The sequence below is a fragment of the Mesorhizobium sp. M0029 genome (assembly GCF_040323735.1).
GTDB lineage: Bacteria > Pseudomonadota > Alphaproteobacteria > Rhizobiales > Rhizobiaceae > Mesorhizobium.
Genome location: NZ_JAMYVF010000004.1, coordinates 141,333 through 164,418 on the forward strand (window position 1 = coordinate 141,333; position 23,086 = coordinate 164,418).

General features: G+C 64.0%; 19 protein-coding genes. 9 read left to right on the plus strand and 10 right to left on the minus strand.

Going from position 1 to position 23,086, the window contains the following annotated elements:
- Positions 1-16: 16 nt before the first annotated feature.
- Positions 17-1,348: an ABC transporter substrate-binding protein gene (locus NKJ76_RS08875; protein ID WP_023703561.1), complete on the minus strand. Its 1,332-nt coding sequence runs from the start codon at positions 1,346-1,348 to the stop codon at positions 17-19.
- A 255-nt stretch (positions 1,349-1,603) separates the two neighbouring features.
- Entirely contained in the window at positions 1,604-2,302 is a 699-nt protein-coding gene (locus tag NKJ76_RS08880) for a PIG-L deacetylase family protein (protein WP_023703560.1), read from the minus strand.
- Between the two features lie 26 nt (positions 2,303-2,328).
- On the opposite strand from NKJ76_RS08880, the gene NKJ76_RS08885 reads away from it, so the two are divergent.
- The 5 genes from NKJ76_RS08885 to nhaA all read left to right on the plus strand — a co-directional run bounded on the left by NKJ76_RS08885 (position 2,329) and on the right by nhaA (position 9,278).
- Complete coding sequence (locus NKJ76_RS08885) at positions 2,329-3,219, plus strand: DMT family transporter (protein WP_352537236.1); 891 nt, start codon at positions 2,329-2,331, stop codon at positions 3,217-3,219.
- Positions 3,220-3,260: 41 nt separating this feature from the next.
- The gene (gene hrpB / locus NKJ76_RS08890) at positions 3,261-5,723 is read left to right on the plus strand and encodes an ATP-dependent helicase HrpB (RefSeq protein ID WP_352537237.1); all 2,463 of its coding nucleotides are present in this window, start codon (positions 3,261-3,263) and stop codon (positions 5,721-5,723) included.
- A gap of 32 nt (positions 5,724-5,755) precedes the next feature.
- Positions 5,756-7,081 (plus strand): ActS/PrrB/RegB family redox-sensitive histidine kinase, encoded by a 1,326-nt coding sequence (locus tag NKJ76_RS08895; protein ID WP_023703121.1) that lies wholly within the window; start codon positions 5,756-5,758, stop codon positions 7,079-7,081.
- Between the two features lie 85 nt (positions 7,082-7,166).
- The gene (locus NKJ76_RS08900; RefSeq protein WP_023672848.1) at positions 7,167-7,730 is read left to right on the plus strand and encodes an ActR/PrrA/RegA family redox response regulator transcription factor; all 564 of its coding nucleotides are present in this window, start codon (positions 7,167-7,169) and stop codon (positions 7,728-7,730) included.
- Positions 7,731-8,090: 360 nt separating this feature from the next.
- A complete protein-coding gene (gene nhaA / locus NKJ76_RS08905) occupies positions 8,091-9,278 on the plus strand; it encodes a Na+/H+ antiporter NhaA (protein WP_352537238.1) in 1,188 nt (395 codons plus the stop codon).
- 53 nt (positions 9,279-9,331) lie between these two features.
- Here the strand turns inward: nhaA and NKJ76_RS08910 are convergent, their stop codons facing one another.
- On the minus strand, positions 9,332-9,832 hold the full coding sequence (locus tag NKJ76_RS08910) for an MmcB family DNA repair protein (RefSeq protein WP_352537239.1): 501 nt from the start codon (positions 9,830-9,832) through the stop codon (positions 9,332-9,334).
- Positions 9,833-9,891: 59 nt separating this feature from the next.
- Here NKJ76_RS08910 and NKJ76_RS08915 point away from each other — a divergent pair, with 59 nt between their 5' ends.
- Entirely contained in the window at positions 9,892-10,239 is a 348-nt protein-coding gene (locus NKJ76_RS08915; protein ID WP_023822840.1) for a hypothetical protein, read from the plus strand.
- 258 nt (positions 10,240-10,497) lie between these two features.
- On the opposite strand, the gene cueR is transcribed toward NKJ76_RS08915, so the two are convergent.
- Entirely contained in the window at positions 10,498-10,917 is a 420-nt protein-coding gene (gene cueR, locus NKJ76_RS08920) for a Cu(I)-responsive transcriptional regulator (RefSeq protein WP_023690019.1), read from the minus strand.
- A 238-nt stretch (positions 10,918-11,155) separates the two neighbouring features.
- Here cueR and NKJ76_RS08925 point away from each other — a divergent pair, with 238 nt between their 5' ends.
- Positions 11,156-11,773 carry a L,D-transpeptidase gene (locus NKJ76_RS08925; RefSeq protein ID WP_023692663.1) on the plus strand — a complete coding sequence of 206 codons (618 nt, stop codon included), beginning with the start codon at positions 11,156-11,158 and terminating at the stop codon, positions 11,771-11,773.
- 183 nt (positions 11,774-11,956) lie between these two features.
- Here the strand turns inward: NKJ76_RS08925 and NKJ76_RS08930 are convergent, their stop codons facing one another.
- The 6 genes from NKJ76_RS08930 to NKJ76_RS08955 form a co-directional block, all read right to left on the minus strand.
- Positions 11,957-12,526 (minus strand): NifU family protein, encoded by a 570-nt coding sequence (locus tag NKJ76_RS08930; protein WP_023822841.1) that lies wholly within the window; start codon positions 12,524-12,526, stop codon positions 11,957-11,959.
- Between the two features lie 201 nt (positions 12,527-12,727).
- Positions 12,728-13,219, minus strand: coding sequence for a universal stress protein (locus tag NKJ76_RS08935; protein ID WP_023672856.1), 492 nt, complete (start codon positions 13,217-13,219; stop codon positions 12,728-12,730).
- 101 nt (positions 13,220-13,320) lie between these two features.
- Entirely contained in the window at positions 13,321-14,388 is a 1,068-nt protein-coding gene (trpS, locus tag NKJ76_RS08940; RefSeq protein ID WP_352537240.1) for a tryptophan--tRNA ligase, read from the minus strand.
- Between the two features lie 172 nt (positions 14,389-14,560).
- Positions 14,561-16,168: a murein biosynthesis integral membrane protein MurJ gene (murJ, locus tag NKJ76_RS08945; protein ID WP_023736190.1), complete on the minus strand. Its 1,608-nt coding sequence runs from the start codon at positions 16,166-16,168 to the stop codon at positions 14,561-14,563.
- Positions 16,169-16,244: 76 nt separating this feature from the next.
- Entirely contained in the window at positions 16,245-19,040 is a 2,796-nt protein-coding gene (locus NKJ76_RS08950; protein ID WP_023690023.1) for a [protein-PII] uridylyltransferase, read from the minus strand.
- Between the two features lie 33 nt (positions 19,041-19,073).
- On the minus strand, positions 19,074-19,916 hold the full coding sequence (locus NKJ76_RS08955; RefSeq protein WP_023819525.1) for a glycosyltransferase family 25 protein: 843 nt from the start codon (positions 19,914-19,916) through the stop codon (positions 19,074-19,076).
- Between the two features lie 176 nt (positions 19,917-20,092).
- On the opposite strand from NKJ76_RS08955, the gene NKJ76_RS08960 reads away from it, so the two are divergent.
- Both NKJ76_RS08960 and copM read left to right on the plus strand, forming a co-directional pair.
- The gene (locus NKJ76_RS08960; RefSeq protein WP_352537242.1) at positions 20,093-22,600 is read left to right on the plus strand and encodes a heavy metal translocating P-type ATPase; all 2,508 of its coding nucleotides are present in this window, start codon (positions 20,093-20,095) and stop codon (positions 22,598-22,600) included.
- Between the two features lie 43 nt (positions 22,601-22,643).
- Positions 22,644-23,027 (plus strand): CopM family metallochaperone, encoded by a 384-nt coding sequence (gene copM, locus NKJ76_RS08965; protein WP_023823806.1) that lies wholly within the window; start codon positions 22,644-22,646, stop codon positions 23,025-23,027.
- Positions 23,028-23,086 lie beyond the last annotated feature (59 nt).

Below are 23,086 nucleotides of genomic sequence, written 5' to 3' on the forward strand. Positions count from 1 at the left end.
GGAGCCGTTGGTCCGGTTACATCTTGCCGTCGTCCTGGAACACTTGCGTCCAGTCCTTGACCAGGCCGTCAAGCGCGTCCTTGGCCGAACCCTGGCCGGCAACGACATAGTCGTGGAAGCGCTTCTGCGACGCCTGCAGCAGCGGTGCGTAGCTCGGCTCGGCCCAGAAGTCCTTCACGATCGCCATCGAGTCGAGGAAGGTCTGCGCATAAGGCTGGCTGGACGGGAAGGCCGGGTCCTTGACAACCGCGTTCAGGCAGGAATAGCCGCCGAGCGACCACCATTTGGCCTGCACATCCTTGTTGGCGAACCACTTGATGAATTTCAGCGCCGATTCCTGCTTGTCTGAATAGGACACCACCGAAATGCCCTGGCCGCCAAGCTGCGCAAACTGGGCGCCACCGGGACCCTTCGGATTGACGAAGTAGCCGATCTTGTCGCCGCCGACATTCTCGTCCTTCTGCAGGCCGGGCCAGGTGAAGGCGAAGTTCATGTGCATGGCCACCTGACCGGATTTGAAGGCGTCGACGCCTTCGCCCATATAGCTGTTCGAGGCACCCGGAGGCGTGCAGCAATCGTAGAGCGACTTGTAGAACTCCAGGCCTTTGACCGCGTCTGGCGAATTGACGAAGCCTTCCATCTCGTAGGGCTTCTTGGGGTTTTCATACTGGAAGCCGTAGCTGTAGAGCACGTCCATGGCGCCCATGGTGATGCCTTCCGAGCCACGCTCGGTGTAGATCGAAGCGCCATAGACGGTCTTGCCGTCGATCTCGCGCTTCTGGAAGAACTCGGCGACCTGCTTCAGTTGGTCGAAGGTGGTCGGCGGGCCGAGATCCCAGCCATATTTTTCCTTGAATTCCTTTTGCAGCTCCGGCTTGGAGAACCAATCCTTGCGGTAGGTCCAGCCGACGACGTCGCCCATGGCCGGCAGCGCCCAGTAATTCGGCGTGTTCTTCGGCCATTCGGAATAGCCGACGACTGTTGCCGGCACAAAGTCGTCCATGCTGATCTTCTCCTTGTCGAAGAAGTCGTTCAGCTTGACGTAGTGGCCGTTCTCGGCCGAGCCGCCGATCCACTGGCTGTCGCCGATGATCAGGTCGCACAGTTTGCCGTGCGAGTTGAGCTCGTTGAGGAAGCGGTCGGCATAGTTGGTCCACGGCACGAATTCGAATTTCATGCCGATGCCGGTTTCCTTGGTAAAATCCTTGGACAGTTCGACCAGCGCGTTTGCCGGATCCCAGGCGGCCCAGCAAAGCGTCAGGTCTTCAGCGTGCGCAACGTTCGAGACGGCTGTCGACGCGGTAATCGCCGAGGTCAGTCCCAACGCCAGTTTCAAGCTCGATTTCATGCCTTCCTCCCATTTGCGAAACGCGCCCGGATGGCCGTTTCAAGAACCCCTCAGCCCTCGCTCCTCCGAGGGCCTAAACACGGCGCGCTATGCGTCGCCAGGGCGGCGCGGTCCACCGCAGATGTTTAGTAATTTGTTTAGTGATGCAATTTTTACTAAACAAGGCAAGCGAATTCGTCGCTGCGCCGCAACATGGCCAAACGGCGATTGAAATCGTTGGGAAATGATTTGCCGGACGGCTCGCCCGGAAGTTGCTTAGCAGGGGTCGCCTATAATTTTCGTCTGCGGCGTCACCGGCCGGACAGGGGGCGCGGGCGGCAGCAGCGCGCGGATGTCGGCGAAGGGAAATGTCAGCTCGAATCGGAAGGCCTCGGCCAGGGAGCCGGGAACGCTGTTGCATTGCCCGGCGCGAAACTCATTCTGAACGCGCGCTCTGTCGACATATTGCTCCGGCCACTGCGATTGGTGCGCTCGGATCGCCTGCGTCTTGATATCGCCGTAGGCGGAAATGTCGACGTAATGCGTCGGCGCAAAGCCGGTGCCGCCCATCGTGTCGGCATGCAGCACGGGGACGCCGAACGAGGCCGCGATGCGCACGCCGTCCGACAAAGCACGATGGTCGGCGTGATAGTCGTTGGGGGCATGCGTGATAACCAGATCCGCCGCGGTCTCGCGTATCAGCGCTTTCAGCGAAGCGATCAGTTCCGCATCAGCCACCAGTTCGCCGTCGGGAAAGTCGAGAAAGCGAAGGGTTGCGCCGAGCAGCGCCGCAGCGGCCGCCGCCTCGTCGCGGCGGACACGAGCCAAAACGCTCGGGTCGCCCATGCCGCCCCTGGCGCCATCCGTGGCCACGGCAAAAGTCAGTTCTGCGCCTTGCGTGGCATAGGCAGCCAGCGTACCGAACATGAATATCTCGATGTCGTCGGGATGCGCGCCGAGCGCCAATACCTTCACTGCACTCTCCCCGGAAATGGAACAACGTGACGAACGGAATCCTGCTCGCCCTCATCGCCTATGCAAGCTATTCGTGCAGTGATGCCGTTATCAAGAGCCTTGGCGGACAGTTCACCGTCTTCGAGATCGGCTTCTTCATCACGCTGTTTGCCGGCTGCTTCCTGTTTTTCAGCCGCCCAGTCGATGAGCGCTGGCGCGACTTCTGGCGCACCGGGCGGCCATGGGCGGTGCAGGCCCGCGCCTGGGCCGGCATCGCCTCGGGCGTGCTCAGCGTCTACGCCTTCACCACCATTCCGCTGGCCGAGACCTATGCACTGATCTTCCTGGCGCCGCTTTGCGTTACCATTCTCTCGAGCGTCATCCTGAAGGAAAAGGTCGGTCCATGGCGCTGGCTGGCGGTGGTTGCCGGCTTTGCAGGTGTCATGCTGGTGGTGCGGCCAGGTTTTCGCGAGTTGCATCTCGGACACCTTGCCGCCTTCACGGTGGCCTTCCTTGCCGCGGCCAGCGTCATCCTGATGCGGTCGCTCGCCCAGCAGGAAAAGCGCACCACCATGCTCGGCGTGCTCATCGGTTACGGGCTGCTGTTCAACGGGGCCGGCACCATCGCCACATCGTTCACCCTCCCCAACGCCATGCAGCTGCTGTGGCTGGTGCTGGGCGGCGCCTTTACCGCCGGCGGCCAATTGCTGCAGCTGCTGGCCGCCAAATACGCACCGGCCAACCGCATCGCGCCGACGCATTATTCGCAGATCGTCTGGGCGGTGATCCTCGGTGCGTTGTTCTTCAAGGAGTATCCGGACTGGATATCGCTGGTCGGCTTGGCCGTCGTTGGCGCGTCCGGCCTGCTCACCATGGTGCGCGAGGAGGTGCGGCTGGGCACGGTGCGCTGGAACCCGTTTGCGCGCACGAGGCTTTGATCCGGTTGCATGGCCACAGTGACCGCTGATATGCGGACGCAATGACGACGAGATCCTTGCCGGAGCTTCCGGTATCCGCCGTGCTGCCGGCCCTGAGCGAGGCGCTCGGCTCCGGCAACAGCGCCGTCCTGGTGGCGCCGCCTGGCGCCGGCAAGACGACGCTGGTCCCGCTGGCGCTGCTCGATGCGCCCTGGCTGGTCGCCGGCAAGATCGTCCTGCTCGAACCGCGCCGGCTGGCCGCCCGCGCCGCCGCCCGCCGCATGGCCGAATTGCTTGATGAAGAGCCCGGCGCCACCGTCGGCTATGCCATGCGCATGGAAAACCGCACATCGGCCCGGACAAAAATCCTGGTCGTCACCGAAGGCGTCCTGGCGCGCATGATCCTCGACGATCCCGAGCTGCCCGGCGTCTCGGCGGTGATTTTCGACGAATTCCACGAGCGCTCGCTCGACGGCGATTTTGGCCTCGCTTTGGCGCTCGATGTGCAGGGCGCGCTGCGGCCCGATTTGCGCTTGCTGGTGATGTCGGCAACGCTCGATGGCGCGCGCGTCGCGAAACTCCTGTCCGGCGCCCCGGTGATCGAAAGCCAAGGCCGTGCGTTCCCCGTCGATGTCAGATACGACGAGCGGCCAGCCGGCGTTCCCATCGAAGACGCCATGGCCAAGGCGATCCGCTCCGCTCTTGCCGGCGAGAGCGGCAGCGTGCTCGCCTTCCTGCCGGGACAGCGCGAGATCGAGCGCACGGCCGAGCGGCTGCAGGGCCGGCTCGGCGCCGACACCGACATCGTGCCGCTCTACGGCCAGCTCGACAACAGGGCGCAGGATGCCGCCATCAAACCGGCGCCGCCCGGCCGCCGCAAGGTGGTGCTGGCGACGTCGATCGCCGAGACCTCGATCACCATCGACGGCGTGCGCGTCGTCATCGATTCCGGCCTGTCGCGGCTGCCGCGCTACGAACCGGCGAGCGGCCTGACCCGGCTGGAGACGGTGCGCGTTTCCAGGGCGTCCGCCGACCAGCGCGCCGGTCGCGCCGGACGCACGCAGCCAGGCGTCGCCATCCGCCTTTGGCGGGCCGAGCAGACGGCGGCCCTTCCCGCCTTCACTCCACCCGAGATTCTCGAAGCCGACCTGTCCGGCCTACTGCTCGATTGCGCCGCCTTCGGCGTCGCCGATCCCGCAAGCCTGTCCTTCCTCGATCCGCCGCCCATTCCCGCGCTCAACGAGGCGCGGGCGCTGCTCCTGGCGCTGCACGCCATCGATGCGGCCGGCCGGCTGACGGAGGCGGGCGGCGCGATGCGCAAGCTGGCGCTGCCCGTGCGGCTCGCACACATGGTCGCTGAAGCCGCTGGCGGCGGCCACGCGCTCGAGGCTGCGATGCTAGCCGTCCTGCTCACCGAGCGTGGCCTTGGCGGCGACGGCGCCGACCTCGAACGGCGCCTGATGCGCTTCCGCACGGAAAAGTCACCGCGCGCTGTTGCGGCAAGGCAGCTTGCCGGGCGATTGGCGAAGGAGGCGGGCGGCGCCAAGAGCAGCGAAACCGCTTCTGCCGGTCTTCTCCTCATCCACGCCTGGCCAGACCGTGTCGCCAGAGCGCGCGGCGAGCGCGGGCGTTTTGTGCTCGCCAACGGCTCCGGCGCCATGCTCGACGCCGCCGATCCGCTGGCCGGCGAGAGCTGGCTGGTCGTCGCCGATCTGCAAGGCAAGGCGCAAAATGCCCGCATCACGGCGGCGGCAGCCGTCGACGAGGCCGACATCCGCGCCGCACTCTCCGACAGGATCGAGACGCGCCGCGAGACAAGCTTCGACCGCGAGCGGCGCGCGGCGCGCGTGCGCGAGACCGCCAGGCTCGGCGCCATCACTTTGTCGGAGCGCATGCTGCCCGCACCAACTGGAACAGACGCCGACCGCGCCATAACAGATGCCTTGCGCGAGCACGGCCTGTCGCTGCTGGAATGGGGCAAGGACGGCGAGACGCTGCGCCAACGGCTCGGCTGGCTGCATCGCGGCCTCGGCGCGCCTTGGCCCGATGTTTCGGAACCCGCCCTGCTCGAAGGCCTCGACGACTGGCTGCTGCCGTTCCTTTCGGGCAAGGCATCCTTCGCCGCGATCGATCCCGGCGTGCTGTCGTCAGGCCTGATGGCGCTGGTGCCGCACGAATTGCAGCGCAAGGTCGGCACACTGGCGCCGACCCATTTCGACGCGCCCTCCGGCAGCCATGTGCCGATCCGCTATGACGGCGAATGGCCGGTGCTGGCCATCCGCGTGCAGGAACTGTTCGGCCTTGACCGCCATCCGGCAATCGCCAACGGCACCGTGCCGCTGACGCTCGAGCTGTTGTCGCCGGCGCACCGGCCGATCCAGACGACGCGCGACCTGCCCGGCTTCTGGCGCGGCTCCTGGGCCGATGTGCGCACCGACATGCGCGGCCGCTATCCCCGCCATGTCTGGCCGGAAAATCCGCTGCTCGCTGCGGCCACCGCCCGCGCCAAACCGCGAGGGACCTAGCGCTCGTCCTTTCCCGGCTATAATCCTTGGCCATGATCAACATCGTGCACGCGCCAGACTTCCAGCAAAGCCAGCGGCTGCGCCTCAACACGCTGATCCGGCTGCGCTGGCTGGCCATCGTCGGCCAGAGCCTGGCGGTGCTGGTCGTCGCCTATGGGCTCAAATTCCCGCTGCCGGTCAGCCTCTGCTTCGCGCTGGTCGCCTGCTCCGCCTGGCTCAACCTGGTGCTGACCTTCCGCTATCCGGCAGCGCACCGGCTGACCCCGTTCTCAGCCTTTTTCATCCTGACCTTCGACAGCCTGCAGCTTGCCGGCCTGCTCTATTTGACTGGCGGCCTCACCAACCCGTTCTCAGTGCTGATGACCGTGCCCGTCGTCATCTCGGCGGCGTCGCTGCCGCTGCGGCTAACTGCGGTGCTCGGCGCGCTGGTCATGGCGGCGGCCACGTTGCTGGTCTTCTTCCACCAGCCGCTGCCATGGTATGAGGGCGCGCCGCTGCCCATGCCATTCATCTATGTCGCCGGCATATGGATGGCGGTGTTTTCCTCGATCGCCTTCACCGCCATCTATGCCTTCCGCGTCGCCGAGGAAGCCCGCCTGCTCGCCAATGCGCTTGCCGCCACCGAACTGGTGTTGCAACGCGAACAGCATCTGTCGGCGCTGGATGGGCTCGCCGCCGCCGCCGCGCACGAGCTCGGCACGCCGCTCGCCACCATCGCCCTTGTCTCCAAGGAAATGGAGAAGGCGCTGGGCAACGATCTTAAATATGGTGAGGATGTGAAGCTGTTGCGGTCGCAGAGCGAGCGCTGCCGCGAGATCCTGAAGCGGCTGACCAGCCTGTCCTCCGAGGGCGAGGCGCATCTGTCCCGTCTGCCGCTGACCTCGCTGGTCGAGGAGGTGACGGCGCCGCACCGCGATTTCGGCATCTCGATCAAGCTTCGGCCCGGCGAGCGCGTCGGCCCCGAACCGGTGGGACGACGCAACCCCGGGGTCATCTACGGCCTCGGCAATCTGGTCGAGAACGCCGTCGACTTCGCCCGCAACAGTGTGACGGTGCGATGGAGCTGGGACGAACTCGACGTCACCTTCTCGATCATCGATGACGGGCCGGGCTTTCCCCCCGAAATCATCGATCGCATCGGCGAGCCCTATATGTCGACACGCCAGGGCAACGAGGCCGGCGGTGGCCTTGGACTCGGGCTCTTCATTGCCAAGACCTTGCTCGAACGCTCCGGCGCCACGCTCGATTTCCGCAATTCGAGCGGGCTGGGCGAGGGCGCCATCGTGCAGATATCGTGGCCCCGCACCGTCTTCCTCAACCCGGAATCGGTGGGGATCTCGATGTTCGACACCGCGTAAAAGCCCGGCGGAGGCGGCAAAATTGGACAATGGCGTTCAGGAACTATATCTGCGTAAAATTAAGGCAGCAGGATTTTTTAAGATAATGACTGGCGAAGAAGCAATTGGCGCAATGGTCGAAGGCGAGGACACCTCGCTGCTCATCGTCGACGATGACAAGCCGTTCCTGACGCGGCTGGCCCGCGCCATGGAAACCAGGGGTTTCGTGGTCGAGACGGCCGAGAGCGTCGAGGAGGCGGTGGCCAAGGCGCGCGCCCATCCGCCGGCCTATGCGGTGGTCGACATGCGGCTCGGCGACGGCAACGGCCTCGACGTCGTCGCCGCCATCCGCGAGAAGCGCGACGATGCCCGCACCGTCATCCTCACCGGCTACGGCAACATCGCCACCGCGGTGACCGCGGTGAAGCTCGGCGCCATCGACTATCTGTCGAAGCCGGCTGACGCCGACGACGTGTTTGCAGCGCTCACCCGCACCGCCGGCGAACGCGCCGCCCCCCCGGAAAACCCGATGTCGGCCGACCGGGTGCGCTGGGAACACATCCAGCGCGTCTACGAAATGTGCGACCGCAACGTGTCGGAAACCGCGCGCCGGCTCAACATGCATCGCCGCACGCTGCAGCGGATACTCGCCAAGCGCGCACCACGCTGAGGTTCACGCGCCGGCGGCGCCGGCCGCCAATTGCCGAACCTCAGCGCTGCCCCTCACCTGCCTGCCGGCATCCTCTCCCCGTATAGAGACGGGGGAGAGGGGCGCTCTCATCGCCGGTTTCGCCAATCGCCGGCGTTGCAGGAGACGACGGCGAGGCTGAAGCTGCTGTCCAGCCGATAGATGGGTAACACTTTGAACCGGATACATAGGTGACACTTCTCTCCCCCTATGCGTCCGCCGCAGCGCCAAGCGGATTGGTTGGGGCGGCGCCAACGCTGGAAACAGTTGCGCTTGCCGTGCCATCGAGCTTTGCCCATCATCGGCAATAACGCCGCCTGAAAACCCGGCAACGGAGCACACATGCGCGACAAGCAGCCGAAATCCATCCTTCGCGAATTCCTCGACGGCGAGGCGGCGGGCGGCATCATCCTGATGGTTGCGGCAGCCCTTGCGCTGATCGTCGCCAATTCACCGCTGGCCGAAACCTATTTCGCCGCTCTCCACACCTATCTCGGCCCGCTCAGCCTGTCGCACTGGATCAATGATGGGCTGATGGCGGTGTTCTTCCTGCTGGTCGGCCTCGAGATCAAGCGCGAGATGCTCGACGGTCAGCTCTCGACCTGGCCGCGCCGCGTGCTGCCGGGCGTCGCCGCCGCCGGCGGCATGCTGGTTCCCGCACTCGTCTATGTCGCCATCAACCGCAACAACGCCGCCGCGCTCTCCGGCTGGGCGATCCCGACCGCCACCGACATCGCCTTTGCGCTCGGCGTACTGTCGCTGCTCGGCAACCGCGTGCCGGCGTCGCTCAAGATCTTTCTCACCGCGCTCGCCATCATCGACGATCTCGGCGCCGTCATCATCATCGCCATCTTCTACACAAGCGGCCTGTCGCTGGCCTATCTCGGTGCGGCCTTCGCCGTCATCGCGGTGCTCATCATGCTCAACCGCATGCGGGTGACGAGGCTGACGCCCTACCTAGTGCTCGGCGCCGTGCTGTGGGTGCTGGTTCTGAAATCGGGCGTGCATGCCACGCTGGCCGGCGTCGCGCTGGCGCTCACCATTCCGCTGAAAATCTCTGCCGGCAGCGGCCACGATCTCGACCATTCGCCGTTGCACCGGCTCGAACACGGCCTGCACAAGATCGTGCCCTTCTTCGTCATCCCGATTTTCGGCTTTGCCAATGCCGGCGTGTCGCTGGCCGGCCTCAGCGCCTCTGACCTGGTCGAGCCGCTGACGCTCGGCGTTGCCGCCGGCCTGGTGCTGGGCAAGCTGGCCGGCGTCTTCGGCTCCTCGGCGCTGGCGATCCGGCTCGGCTTCGCCGACCTGCCGGTCAATGCCGGCTGGCTGCACATGATCGGCATTTCGCTGCTCTGCGGCATCGGCTTCACCATGAGCCTGTTCATCGACCTGCTCGCCTTCGCCAACGACATGGCGCTGCAGGACGCCGTCAAGGTCGGCATCCTGGCCGGGTCCTTCGTTGCAGCGCTGCTGGGTGCCGCCGTGCTCCTGATGGCGCCGGCGGCAGGGGTGGAGGAGGTGGTGGAGTAGGTGTTCTTGGGTTCCTCGCCCCCGCAAAGCGGGGCGAGGAACTTGAGCTTCGTCTACTCGCTCTCTCCCGCCAGCGCCGGCACCGCCACACCCGCCAGTTCCGCCGCCAGCAGCCGCGCCGCACCTGCGCGTGCGATGCGCAGCATCAGCGCCTTGCGCGTTGCTGCGGCCATGCGGTGCTCGGGCGCCTCGCGCAAAATCTCGGCGCCGTAGCCGTCGGACAGGATGAAGCCGCACTCCTCCGGAAAAATATCCGAGGGCACGCCGGGATGCGTGGCGAAGAAGAAGCGGTCGGAGTGCAGCCGGTAATCAGGCCATTTGCGGTCGACGCGAAAATCCTCGATCGAGGATTTGATCTCGATGATCCAGATGTCGCCCTGCCTGGTCAGCGCCACAAGGTCGGCGCGCCGCCCGGTGGCCAGCGACAGTTCGGGCAGCACATGCATGCCCATTTGCATAAGCAGCCGCTGCACGCCACGCCGCACCAGCATGGCGCGTTCCGACTGGCGGCCATCGATCAGGGGATTGAGGAGAATCGGGGAGATGATCGGCATGGCAGCCACCATGCCAGATTTTGTTCACGGTTTGAACCCTGTGTGACCATGGCGATCGTATGGTTGACAAACCCATAGGCGAATTTTCTCTCGCAATGATAAGAAGCACGGTCCTTGGCACGAGGGGAGACACCATGGGGTTTTTGGGATTCATCAACCGGCTTTTCCCCGCGACCGAAGAGTTGCGCCGGTACTCAGCGATCGCGGGTCCCTATTCATTCATGTTTCTGGTGAAGCGCATCCCAGCCGAAAACCGGAAATTCGTACGCTTCCGCCTCAGCCATATGGGAGCGGTCCAGGATAGTTGCACATTCAGCGTCGAGGAGTTCGGTTCCCTCGTTGATGCCGTCCTGAAGATAAAGGCAGAGCTAGATGACCCACTGCTCACTAGCGCTACCCAGCCGTAGGGAATGGCGGCGATTATACGGTTGACAGAACTGAGGCTACGACTTGATCCGAGCGCCTTCCGCGATCGCACCATATCTGTATTGGCGCGGTCTGGTATTGCTCCGGAACGCCCCTGCGTCCGCCGATCAACTTCCGTTCTTAGCTGTAAGGCGGCCGGACTAAAGTCTTGCGCCGTGAACGCAAAGGTCTGATGTAACCGCTTTGGTTCCGTTCTTGTCCCTTGGACGTTCCCATATTTTAGTCAGTCGAGATACTACTTATATGGCCGAAGCCGGCCTGTTCTCGAGCAGCGCAGCCCCCGCAATATCATCCAAAATCGGGCAGTCCGGCCGGTCGTCGCCATGGCAGGCCTGGATCAGCGTCTGCAAGGTCGTGCGCATCGACTGCAGCTCGCGCACCTTCTCCTCGATGGCGCTGACATGGGCGGCGGCAATCTCGCGCACATCGTGGCTGGCGCGGCTGCGATCGCGGTAGAGCGCCATCAGCTGGCGGCAATCTTCGATTGAAAAGCCGAGGTTGCGGGCGCGGCGCAGGAAGGCCAGCCGGTGGATGTCGTCGCTGGAATAATCGCGGTAGCCATTGCCGGCGCGTGCCGGCGCGATCAGGCCGATCTCTTCATAGTAGCGGATGGTCTTGGCCGGCAGGCCGGACCGCGCCGCGGCATCGCCTACATTCATTGTGATTCCTCGATGTGGTTCCCTGATTCTAGGCTATCCGACAGGGCCGCCCATTGTTTTTCCTTCACAATCCCGTGAGTCCTGTTGCCGAAATGCCATAGTTGACGGCTTACCGGCACGTAAGCTCCTGCATATAGGCATCGCGCGCTTGGCAAGCAAAGCAAATGCCAGCATGAATGATTTCAGGAAAAGCGGCCGTAACGTGTCGCGACATCTTGGCGGGGCATCGGACCATTTCATGCGCATGAAGTCATTTGCAATCGTCGCCGCACTTGCGTTGTCGGCCGCGATCTCGGGTTGCAGCACGATCGGCTCGCAACTGTTCACCAACAACTACGGTTCGGTGAACGATGCAGGCTACCAACTGCCGCGCATCCCGATCGAGAGGGTGCCGCTGAAGTACCACCGGCAAGAGGTGAACTACGACACCTCGGAAAAGCCGGGCACCATTGTCGTCGATACCCAGAACAAGTTTCTCTACTTCGTCGAAGGCGACGGCCGGGCGATCCGCTACGGGATCGGCGTCGGCCGCGAAGGCTTTGAATGGCACGGGACCGCCCATATCGCGCTGAAGCGCGAATGGCCTACCTGGACGCCGCCGCGGCAGATGATCCAGCGCCAGCCGGAGCTAGCGAAGTTCGCGAGCGGCATGGAGCCGGGCCTGAAGAACCCGCTCGGCGCGCGCGCCATGTATCTGTTCAACAAGGGCGGTGATATGGGCTACCGCCTGCACGGCAGTCCGGAATGGAATTCGATCGGCAAGGCGATGTCGTCAGGCTGCATCCGGCTGATGAACCAGGACATCATCGACCTCTACGACCGCACGTCGGTCGGCGCCAAGGTCATCGTGATGTAGGGACCATGATCCGGAACCGAGGTCCACGAAAGCGAAAAGTGGAACCGGTTTTCGGGAAGATCATGGTCAAAGTAGGCGTTACCCTTCGTACGCGGACCGTCTAGGCAACAACGGACGTCCAAAACAGAAAACCGGGCAATCTGGCCCGGTTTTTTGTTGCTCGCTCGAATGCGTGAAGGGGTCTTAGGAGACCTGCTCGACCTGCTGTACTTCCGGCACGAAGTGGCGGAGCAGGTTCTGGATGCCGTGCTTCAGCGTCGCCGTCGAGGACGGGCAGCCGGCGCAGGCGCCCTTCATGTGCAGGAACACGGTGCCGTTCTCGAAGCCGCGGAAGGTGATGTCGCCGCCATCCTGGGCAACCGCCGGGCGCACCCTGGTGTCGAGCAGTTCCTTGATGGTGATGACCAGTTGCTCGTCGGCCTTGTTGTAGAATTCGCCGGTCTGGCTGGTCTCGGCGGCGGGGCCGGCATTGACCATGACGGGCGCGCCCGACATGAAATGCTCCATGATGGCGCCCAGGATCGCCGGCTTCAGGTGCTGCCAGTCCGGGCCGTCCTTGGTCACGGTGATGAAGTCATAGCCGAAGAAGACGCCGGTCACGCCGGGGATCTCGAACAGCCGGCCGGCCAGCGGCGAGGCGCTGGCTGCACTGTCGGCGTCGCGGAAATCGGCGGTGCCTTCAACAAGGACTTCCTTGCCGGGCAGGAACTTCAGCGTTGCCGGGTTCGGCGTCGATTCGGTCTGGATGAACATGGCCGTCTCCGTGCCCCAGTCGGGCAGCTAGTTTGGAATAGTTCTAAATAGGCTCAATCGGCTGGACATTCAAGCGAAACGCGTCGCTCAAAACGGCTGGCTGGCGGGATGTTTTTGCTGGCTGGGAATGAATCCCGCGCGGGCTATAAATCCAGGATCGTGATGTTATCCGAAACCGCTTCACACTTCCGGCATCACTCTCTATGCGAGGCTGTCGATCTCCTCGTCAGACAGGTTCTGCGGCACCACTGTGACCGGAATAGGGAAGGCGGCGCCCTTGCCGGCAACAGCCCCGACCAGCGGCCCGGGTCCTTCCTTGCCGGCACCTGCCGCCAGCACCAGGATGGCGATGTCCTGGTCTTCCTCGATCAGCTTGTGGATCTCCTCGGTCGGCTTGCCTTCGCGCACCACCATCTCGGGCTCGATGCCGAGCTTCTGGCGCACCTTGTTGGCGTAGCCGTCGAGTGCCGCGCGTGCCGTGGCATTGGCTTCCTCGCGCATGATCTTCTCGACGCCCAGCCAGTGCTGAAAGTCGTCCGGTGTGATGATGTAGAGCAGCACCAGCGTGCCGCTGGTGCTCTGCGCCCGCTTGGAGGCGTAGGCGACGGCGCGCTCGCACTCCGGCGTGTCGTCGATGATCGTCAGGAATTTCCTGCGATGGCCGGCTTCGCGACTGAGGCGTTTGGAGACCATGTCTATCTACTCGATGTTTTCGGCCGCAATCTGCCACCGCGACAGACCGGCGGCAAGCCGCCGGCCTTGGGCCAGAATGGTGCGGTGCACTGACGGTAGGATCAGCCCTGCAACAGGCCGATAATGTCGCGTACCGTCTTCATGGTGGTCCCAGCCAGCGCGCCGGCGCGTTCGCCGCCGTCTCTCAGCACCGCGTCGACATAGGCGCGGTCTCCCTCGATACGGCGCATCTCGCCGGCGATCGGCGCCAGTTTTTCCACGGCAAGGTCGGCGAGCGCCGGCTTGAACACGGAAAACTGCTGGCCGCCGAATTCCTTCAGCACGTCCGCCTTCGACATCTCGGCCAGCCCGGCATAGATGCCGACCAGGTTTTCCGCTTCCGGGCGGCTTTCCAGGCCGTCGGCTTCGCTTGGCAACGCTTCCGGGTCGGTCTTGGCCTTGCGGATCTTCTTCGAGATGGTGTCGGCATCGTCGGTCAAATTGATGCGGGACAGATCCGACGGGTCCGACTTCGACATCTTCTTGGAGCCGTCGCGCAGGCTCATGATGCGCGCCGCCGGCCCGCCGATCACCGGTTCGGTTATCGGGAAGAACCCGTTTACCGTCTCTTCGCCGACCTGCATCTCGACGCCGACGCCAAGACTGGCGATACGGCTCGAAAAATCATTATTGAACTTTTGCGCGATGTCGCGGGTCAGCTCCAGATGCTGCTTTTGGTCCTCGCCCACCGGCACATGGGTGGCGCGGTAGAGCAGGATGTCGGCCGCCATCAGCGAGGGATAGGCTAGCAGGCCCAGCGAGGCATTTTCGCGGTCCTTGCCGGCCTTGTCCTTGAACTGCGTCATCTTGTTCATCCAGCCGATGCGCGCCACGCAGTTGAAGATCCAGGCAAGCTCGGCATGCTGCATCACCCGCGACTGGTTGAAGACGATGTGCTTCTTCGGGTCGATGCCGGAGGCAAGGAAGGCCGCGGTGATCGAGCGGGTCTGGTCGGCGAGGTCGTCATGGACGAGTTGTGCCGTCAGCGAATGCAGGTCGACGACGCAATAGATGCAGTCGGACGTTTCCTGCAGGGCGACGAATTTCTTGATGGCGCCGAGATAGTTGCCGAGATGCAGATTGCCGGTCGGCTGTACCCCGGAAAAGACGAGCTGTTTGAAGGCGGTCATGGGTTCCTCATGGCTTGTGGAGGGCCGTATAAGCGTGATTCCGAAAAGTTGCAGACTTTTCGGAGCCAATCACGCGGCTGGAAACCACGCGCGGCGAAAGTCTTGCGACGGCGCGCTTATGGACGAAGGGGCGGAGAGGATCAAGACCGGTGTTGCTGTTAGCTCGCCCGGACTATTCGTCCAGATCGGCGTTTGGCGCTGGCGCCGCTGCCTTGCCCGAGCCGCGTTTCACATTGCGCCGGATCATTCCGAAATCGGCGCCGCCGGTGGCGAAAGCCGTGACGAAGTAGAGCAGCGCCCCGCCGGCCACCAATGAGAGAAGCGTCACGGCCTTGATCACCAGTGGCGAGCCGGGGCCGAGCCTGACGGCCAGCCAGTGCTCGGCGAAATAGAGCGCCACCGCCATCACCGCAGCCGACAGCACCAGGCGCGGAATGCGCTTCAGCAGCGGCGCGTCGCGGCCCCAATGGCCGCGTCGGATCAGCACGGCAAGCAGCATCACAGCGTTGACCCAGCCGGCCACGGCCGAGGCCACCGCAATGCCGGGCGCGCCCATGCTCGGGAACAGCGTCAGTGCCGTGATCACGTTCACGCCGACCGAAATGGCGGCGAACATCATCGGCGTGCGCGTATCCTCGCGGGCGAAATAGCCGGGAGTGAAGGCCTTGATCAGCACGAAGGCCGGCAGGCCGAGGCCGAAAATCGCCAGGATCGCGGCCACGGTCGGCGTCGAGCCGTTGGCGGCGAAGGCGCCGCGCTCATAGACCAGCCGCACGATCGGCTCCGCCATTACCCAAAGGGCCGCCGCCGCCGGCAAGGTCATGAACAGCGTGAACTCGACCGAGCGGTTCTGCAGATTGGCCGCCTCGACCAGATTGCCCGATTTCAGCGCCCGCGACAGCTCCGGCAACAGCACGATGGCCACCGCGACGCCGACGACGCCGAGCGGCAGCTGGTAGATGCGGTCGGCGTAAGCAAGCGAGGACACGGCGCTGTCCTGCGCCGACGCGATCGCCGTGCCGATCAGCTGGTTGATCTGGGTGATGCCGCCGGTGATCGCCGCCGGCAGCGCCAGAATCAGCAGGCGCTTGACGTTGGGCGTCATCTTCGGCCGGCGAAAGCCGATGGCGATGCCGGCATTGCGCACAGCCACCCAGACAATGGCGAGCTGTACCAGCCCCGCCGCCAGCACGCCCCAGGACAGGCTGAAACCAACCTCACGGGCATCCATGCCGTGGTACCAGGCGTAGCCGAGCACGCTAATCAGGATGATGTTGAGGAATGCGGGCGCCACGGCAGCCGCGAAATAGCGGCGCAGCGAATTCAGCATGCCGGCCATCATGGCTGCGAGCGACATGCAGATGAGATACGGGAACATGATCGTCGCCAGCAGGACGGTCGTCTCGAATTTGCCCGGCGTGTCGGCAAAGCCCGGCGCCACGAGATAGCGCACGATCAGCGGCATCGCCAATTCCATGACGATGGTCAGCGCCAGAAGTGCGGTGAACAGGACGCCGAACACTTCCTCCGAAAAGCGCTTGGCGCCGTCGGTGCCGTGAGTCTCGATCTCCTTGGCAAACAGCGGCACGAAAGCGGCGTTGAAGGCGCCTTCGGCAAACAGCCGGCGAAACGTGTTGGGAAACTGAAAGGCGGCGTTGAAGGCGTCCGCCACCGGCCCGGTGCCGAGTGCGGCCGCCATCAGCATTTCGCGGCCAAAGCCAAGGGCGCGGCTCATCAGCGTGCCGGACGCAACCGTGGCGAATTTTTTGACGAGGCTCATGCGCGGGGAGATTGCCTGGATGATTGGGACAAAGGGGATGATTGGGACAAAGGGGGTGATTGGGACAAAGTGATGGTCACTCGGCCGCCGCCTTGGCCTTGCCGCCGCGCTCCGGGACAACGCCTTCAAGCGCCGCGATCAGCCTGGCGTGGATGGTGGCGGTGCGTGCCGGGTTGTCGATCTTCTGCCCCGTAAGGTCGGTGACATAGAAAGTGTCGATCACCTTCTCGCCGAAGGTGGTGATGTGAGCCGAGGCGATGTCGAGCGAGAGATCGGACAACGCACTGGTGATTTCCGACAACAGCCCAGGCCGGTCCAGTCCCTCGACCTCGATCACCGAAAACCGGTTCGACAGCGTGTTGCGGATTTCGGCGCGCGGCGGAATCTTGAACACCTTGGCGCCGCGCCGCGGCCGGGTGCGCTTCTCGATCATCTCCGGCAGCCAGCTCTTGCCCGAGAGCACGTCCTCGATCAGCCGGCCGACGCGCTCGGCGCGACGGCGCTCATCCTCGTCGCGGTCGAATTCCCGTGAGATCAGGATGATGTCCAGCGCGCGGCCGTCGGACGTGGTGAAGATCTGCGCGTCGACGATGTTGCCGCCGGCGCCGGCACAGGCGCCGGCAATAACCGAAAGCAGGCGCGGATGGTCCTGCGCCAGCACGGTGATCTCGGTCACCGCCTCGAATTGGTGGGTCCTGACCACGGTGGCGAGCTTCTTGCCTGCCGCATCGGCTTCGCGAATGAATTCGGCATGGCGCAGCTGATCGGGGAGGTCGACCGTCAGCAGATAGTTCTCGTAATGCAGGCCGACATAGCGCTTGCGGGCCTTGTCCGGCCAATCGGCCAGCGCCTCGGCCAGCCGCTCGCGCGCCGCCGCCGTCCGCTTGGCGCGCGACACTTCCGAGAAGCCGCCGGTCAAAAGCAGTTCGGTCTCGTAGTAGAGCGTGCGCAGGAGCTGGCCCTTCCAGCCGTTCCACACGCCCGGCCCGACACCCCTGATGTCGCAGACGGTCAGGATCAACAGCATTTTCAGCCGCTCGACCGATTGCACGATCGAGGCGAAATCCTCGATCGTCTTGCGGTCGTTGAGGTCGCGCGTCTGCGCCGTCATCGACATCACGAGATGGTTCTCGACCAGCCAGGCGACTGTCTCGGTGTCGGCCGCCGACAGCCCCATATGCGGGCAGATGCGGCGTGCGATCCGGGCGCCGGCCTCTGAGTGATCCTCCGGCCGGCCCTTGGCGATGTCGTGCAGCAGCACCGCGACATAGAGTGCCTCGCGGCTCTTCTCTAGCCCCGGCATCAGCGTGTGCGAGAGCGGATGCACCTTTTCGCCGTCGCCGCGCTCGATCTCGGCCAAGACGCCGATGCAGCGGATCAGGTGCTCGTCCACCGTATAGTGGTGGTACATCGAGAACTGCATCATGGCGACTATTCTGCCGAAATCGGGGATCAGCCTGCCGAGCAGGCCGGCCTCGTTCATGCGCCGCAAATTAAGCTCGGCATTGCGGTCCGAGGTCAGGATGTCGAGGAACAGCCGGTTGGCCTCCTCGTCGCGCCGCAGCGACTTGTTGACCAGACCGAGCGAGCGGGTGAGCAGCTTCAGCGCATCGGGATGGAACTCCAGCCCGTGCTTGTCGGCGAACCAGAACAGCCTGAGCAGATTGACCGGGTCGCGCTCGAACACGCTGTCGTCGGCGACGTTGATGCGGTGATTGTCGACAATGAAGTCCGACGTGCCTGCCAGCTTGCGCTTGCGGCGCTGGAAGGTGAGGAAGATGCGGTTGAAGCCGGGCACATGCTTGGCCTGCTCTTCCTCGAGCGCGGCGCAGAAGATGCGGGTGAGGTCGCCGACATCCTTGGCGACGAGGAAGTAATGCTTCATGAAGCGCTCGACCGCCGACAGACCGGGATGGGTGGTGTAGCCCAGCCGTTCGGCGATCTCGCGCTGGATATCGAAATGCAGCCGTTCCTCTGGCTTGCCGGTGAGGAAATGCATGTGGCAGCGCACCGCCCACAGGAAGTCTTCGGCCTTCTGGAATTCGCGGTACTCGGCCTCGGTGAAGACACCTTTCTCGACCAATTCCTCGCCGGTGCGCACGCGATAAAAATACTTGGCGATCCAGAACAGCGTCTGCAAATCGCGCAGGCCGCCCTTGCCGTCCTTGACGTTGGGCTCGACCAGATAGCGGCTTTCGCCGGCCTTGGCATGGCGATCGTCGCGTTCGGCGAGCTTGGCCTGCACATATTCCGGTCCGGTGGTGCGCACCACTTCATGGTCGAAGCGGGTGAGCAATTCGTCGAAGAGCTTCTGTTCGCCCCACAGGAACCGCGCTTCCAGGATCGTGGTGCGGATGGTGATATCGCTGCGCGACAGCCTGAGACACTCGTCGATGTTGCGGGTGGCGTGGCCAACCTTCAACCCGAGGTCCCACAGCATATAGAGCATATATTCGACGATCTGTTCGCCCCACGGCGTCTGCTTGTAGGGCAGCAGGAACAACAGGTCGATGTCGGAGCCCGGCGCCAGCGTGCCGCGGCCATAGCCGCCGACGGCAACGACCGCCATGCGCTCTGCGGTCGAGGGGCTTTTCACCCGGTAGACGTGGGTCGCGGCGAACTCGTAGAGGGCGCGGATGATCTCGTCCATCAGATGCGACAGCCGGGCGGCGCAGGCCGTGCCGCTGCCATCGTCCATCAGCATGCGCTCGGCAACCTTGCGGCCCTCGGTCAGCCGATCCTTCAGCAGCCGGAGCGCACCGACGCGCGCGCCGGGCTCGATGCCGCTGGCCGCCGAGATCAGCGCCGTCATGTCGCGGCGCAAAGCCTCGCTGTCGATCAGCGCGTCGAGCTTGAGGGAGATTTTTGCCATGGATTGCCGGTGGGCCTCGCCTTTGCGCGGCGTCTATAGCGCGTTTTCACGGCGCTGTGTATGGGGCGGACGGACGCGTCGGCCGCGATACCAGAAAGGGATGATCATCTCGCGCCGGAGCCGGAAGAGATCGGCGATCTGCCGCGTCAACCGCCTGGTCTCGATCCTTGCCTTGGCGGTGATTGGCCTGGGGCGCCGTTTACCTATCCCGCTTGCCACCCATTCCTCTGTTCGCTCCTGCTTGAGCAGGCTTGGCAATCTCACCGGACTGTCGCCGAGGAATTGTGCCTGCAGGCACAATGCTGGGACGAGTTGGTAAATGACCTTGTCGGACGAGGTCGCAAAACGCGGATTGAAGATGAGGTGATCGACGGGAATGCTGATCTCATTCGTTGCCGCAAGAAGGTCCCGCGCGGCCTGTCTGGACAGGATGTATCCCGCCGTACCGATATGGAGCCCGTGCAGTCTGCTCGCAGAAAAACCGTGGCCGCAGGCAACTTGCTTGCGTGAAATTACGGTCCGGTTGAAGAACGTTTCCAACTTGACGATGTCCGCATCGGCGGGAATCCAGCCCGCATCGGCAAGCAAAGCGCCGGCTTTGTCCGGGAAAACGACATCGTCCTCGAAAATCGCCGCGTAAGCATCCTCACCTGCAGCGATCGTCGACCAACACTGTTGGTGGCTGAGCAGGCAGGCAATCTCGGCGTCGGCCAGACGCAAATGCTTCTTGCCCTGCGGCATTTCGGCCAGATCCGGCCGATCTCGCGCATCGATGGCGGCGACCCGCTCGAAGGCGATGCCGATGCGGGCGAACTCCGCCGTTACATGGGCGAGGCGATCGCGAGACCGATCGAGATTGATAATCAGGCATTTCATTTGGGTGGGATCGATGCAGTGGGACGCGCGTCCATAGCATGGGAACAAAGTCGCGTAAGCGATTTTCCCTCGATGTGCGCGATGACGGCCACGATCGATAAGTGGAAATCGCCCCTTGACCTTCCAGTTACTGGAAGCACTACCTCCTCACCCAGACAGATATAAGGCACTTTTCGATGGCGCATTCCGAGCATCACCACCACGCGGCCGATGGCAGCTGTTGTGCGGCAAAGGCTGCTGAGCCGGCCGCCGAAGCCGTGGTGCGCGATCCGGTGTGCGGCATGAGCGTCGATCCGGTAGCCGGCAAGCCGACGGCCGAGCATGGCGGCCGTCTTTTTCACTTCTGCAGCGAGGGTTGCCGTACGAAATTCGTCGCCGGGCCTGAAAAATACCTGACCGCCACCGACCCCGTCTGTGGCATGAGTGTCGACCGCGCTACCGCCAGGCATTTTTTCCGCCACGAAGGCCAGGGTTTCTATTTCTGCTCGGCCGGCTGCCGGGCGAAGTTCGAGGCCGAGCCGCAAAACTATCTCGGCGATAGGCCGGCGGCGTCGCCAGTGCCGAAAGGCACTCAATACACCTGCCCGATGCACCCCGAAGTGATAAGAGACAAGCCCGGCTCCTGCCCGATCTGCGGCATGGCGCTTGAGCCGATGGGCGTTCCCACTGGCGATGAGGGCCCGAACCCCGAACTGGTAGACTTCACCAGACGGTTCTGGGTCAGCGCGGTGCTGTCCCTGCCGCTGCTGATCGTTGCCATGGCGCCGATGCTCGGCCTGACGTTCCAGGCGTTTGTCGACGGGCGAACGATGGTCTGGCTGGAATTGGCGCTGGCCAGCCCAGTGGTGCTGTGGGCGGCCTTCCCGTTCTTCCACCGCGGCTGGGATTCGCTGGTCAACCGCAGCCCCAATATGTGGACGCTGATTTCGCTCGGTGTCGGCGCTGCCTATCTCTACAGCGTGGCGGCCACTCTGTTCCCGGACATTTTTCCACACCAGTTCCGCGGTCATGGCGGCACAGTGCCGGTCTATTTCGAGGCAGCCGCCGTCATCGTCGCGCTGGTATTCCTCGGTCAGGTGCTCGAATTGCGGGCGCGCGAAAAGACCGGGTCGGCCATCCGTGCGCTGCTCGACCTGGCGCCGAAGACGGCACGGCTGATCGGGGAGGACGGCTCCGACACCGACGTGCCGCTCGATGCGGTCAAGACCGGCGACCACCTGCGCCTCCGTCCGGGCGACGCCGTGCCGGTCGACGGCATCGTAACGGAAGGCCGTTCCTCCATCGACGAATCGATGATCTCGGGCGAGCCGCTGCCGGTCGAAAAAACGAGAGGCGATGCCTTGACCGGCGGCACGCTCAACAAGAACGGTTCGCTGATCATGCGCGCCGAAAAGGTCGGCTCCGAAACGACGCTTTCGCGCATCGTCGAGCTGGTCGCAAAGGCGCAGCGTTCGCGCGCGCCGATTCAAGGTCTGGCCGATCGCGTCTCCTTCTACTTCGTGCCGGCAGTCGTGCTGGTCGCGCTCGCGGCCTTTGCCGCCTGGGCGATCTTCGGCCCTGAACCCAGCCTGGTCTTCGCCATCGTCTCGGCGGTGTCGGTGCTGATCATCGCCTGCCCCTGCGCGCTCGGCCTGGCGACGCCGATGTCGATCATGACCGCCACCGGGCGCGGGGCGCACGCGGGCGTGCTGATCAAGGACGCGGCCGCGCTCGAGCGCTTCGCTTCAGTCGACACGTTGATCGTCGACAAGACCGGCACCTTGACCGAAGGCAAGCCTCGCTTGACCGATGTCGTCGCTGCCGAAGGCCTGTCTGAGAATGAATTGCTGGCGCTCGCCGCCGGCCTGGAAAAAGGCTCGGAGCATCCGCTGGCCGAGGCCATTGTCGGCGGCGCCGGCGAACGCGGCCTGACGCTCATTGAGGCCGGCGGCTTCGACGCCGTCACCGGCAAGGGCGTATCCGGCACGGTGTCTGGCAGGAAGGTTTCGCTCGGCAACGCCGCCATGATGGCCGATGTCGGCATCGATACCGCTTCCCTGTCGGCCAGGGCCGAGGCGCTGCAGGCAGAAGGCAAGACGGCGATGTTCGTTGCGGTGGACAAAAGACTGGCCGGCATTGTCGCCGTCGCCGATCCGGTCAAGGCAACGACAGCCGAGGCGATCAGGGCGCTGCATGACAGAGGCTTGCGGATCATCATGGCGACCGGCGACAATGAACGCACGGCGCGCGCCATCGCCAAAAGCCTTGGCATTGACGAGGTGCGCGCCGGCCTTCTGCCGGAACAAAAGGCAGCCCTTGTCGAGGAGTTGCGTGCGAAAGGTGCCGGCATCGCCATGGCCGGCGACGGCGTCAACGATGCGCCGGCCCTGGCCAGCGCCGATGTCGGCATCGCCATGGGCACCGGCGCCGATGTCGCTGTCGAGAGCGCCGGCATTACGCTGGTCAAGGGCGATCTCAACGGCATCGTCAGGGCGCGAACGCTCGCCCAGGGGACGATCCGCAACATCCGCCAGAATCTGTTTTTCGCCTTCCTCTACAATGTGCTTGGCGTGCCGGTTGCTGCCGGCGTGCTCTATCCGCTCACCGGCACGCTTTTGTCGCCGATGCTGGCGGCGGCGGCCATGAGCCTGTCTTCGGTTTCGGTCATCGCCAACGCATTGCGGCTGCGGACGTTGAAACTCTGAGCAAAGCCCCCAGATACGAATTTCAATCAACAGGAGATCATGGATGACCTTGGCTAAGAAAATCGTGCTTTTGATGATGGCGGCGGGAATGCTGCTTGCCGTTTTCCTCGAAAGCGTCCCGGCGCAATCCGAAGAGATGAAACACGACATGGGCGCGATGGGCGCGCAAGGTCCTTCGACCGACGGCTACAAGGCGGCGATGGACAAGATGCACACCGACATGATGATCGAATATTCCGGCAATGCCGATGTCGATTTCGTGCGCGGCATGATCCCGCATCATCGGGGCGCGATCGACATGGCCAAGGTGGAACTCGCCAATGGCAAGGATCCCGAAATCCGCAAGCTGGCCGAAGATGTCATCGCCGCGCAGGAAGCGGAGATCACCAAGATGCAGGCCTGGCTCGCCGCCCATCCGGTCAAGTAGCGCAGCAACGACTGCGGAGAAGAATGCGGGATCCATTCTGGATTTCTCCCTGTGCTTGT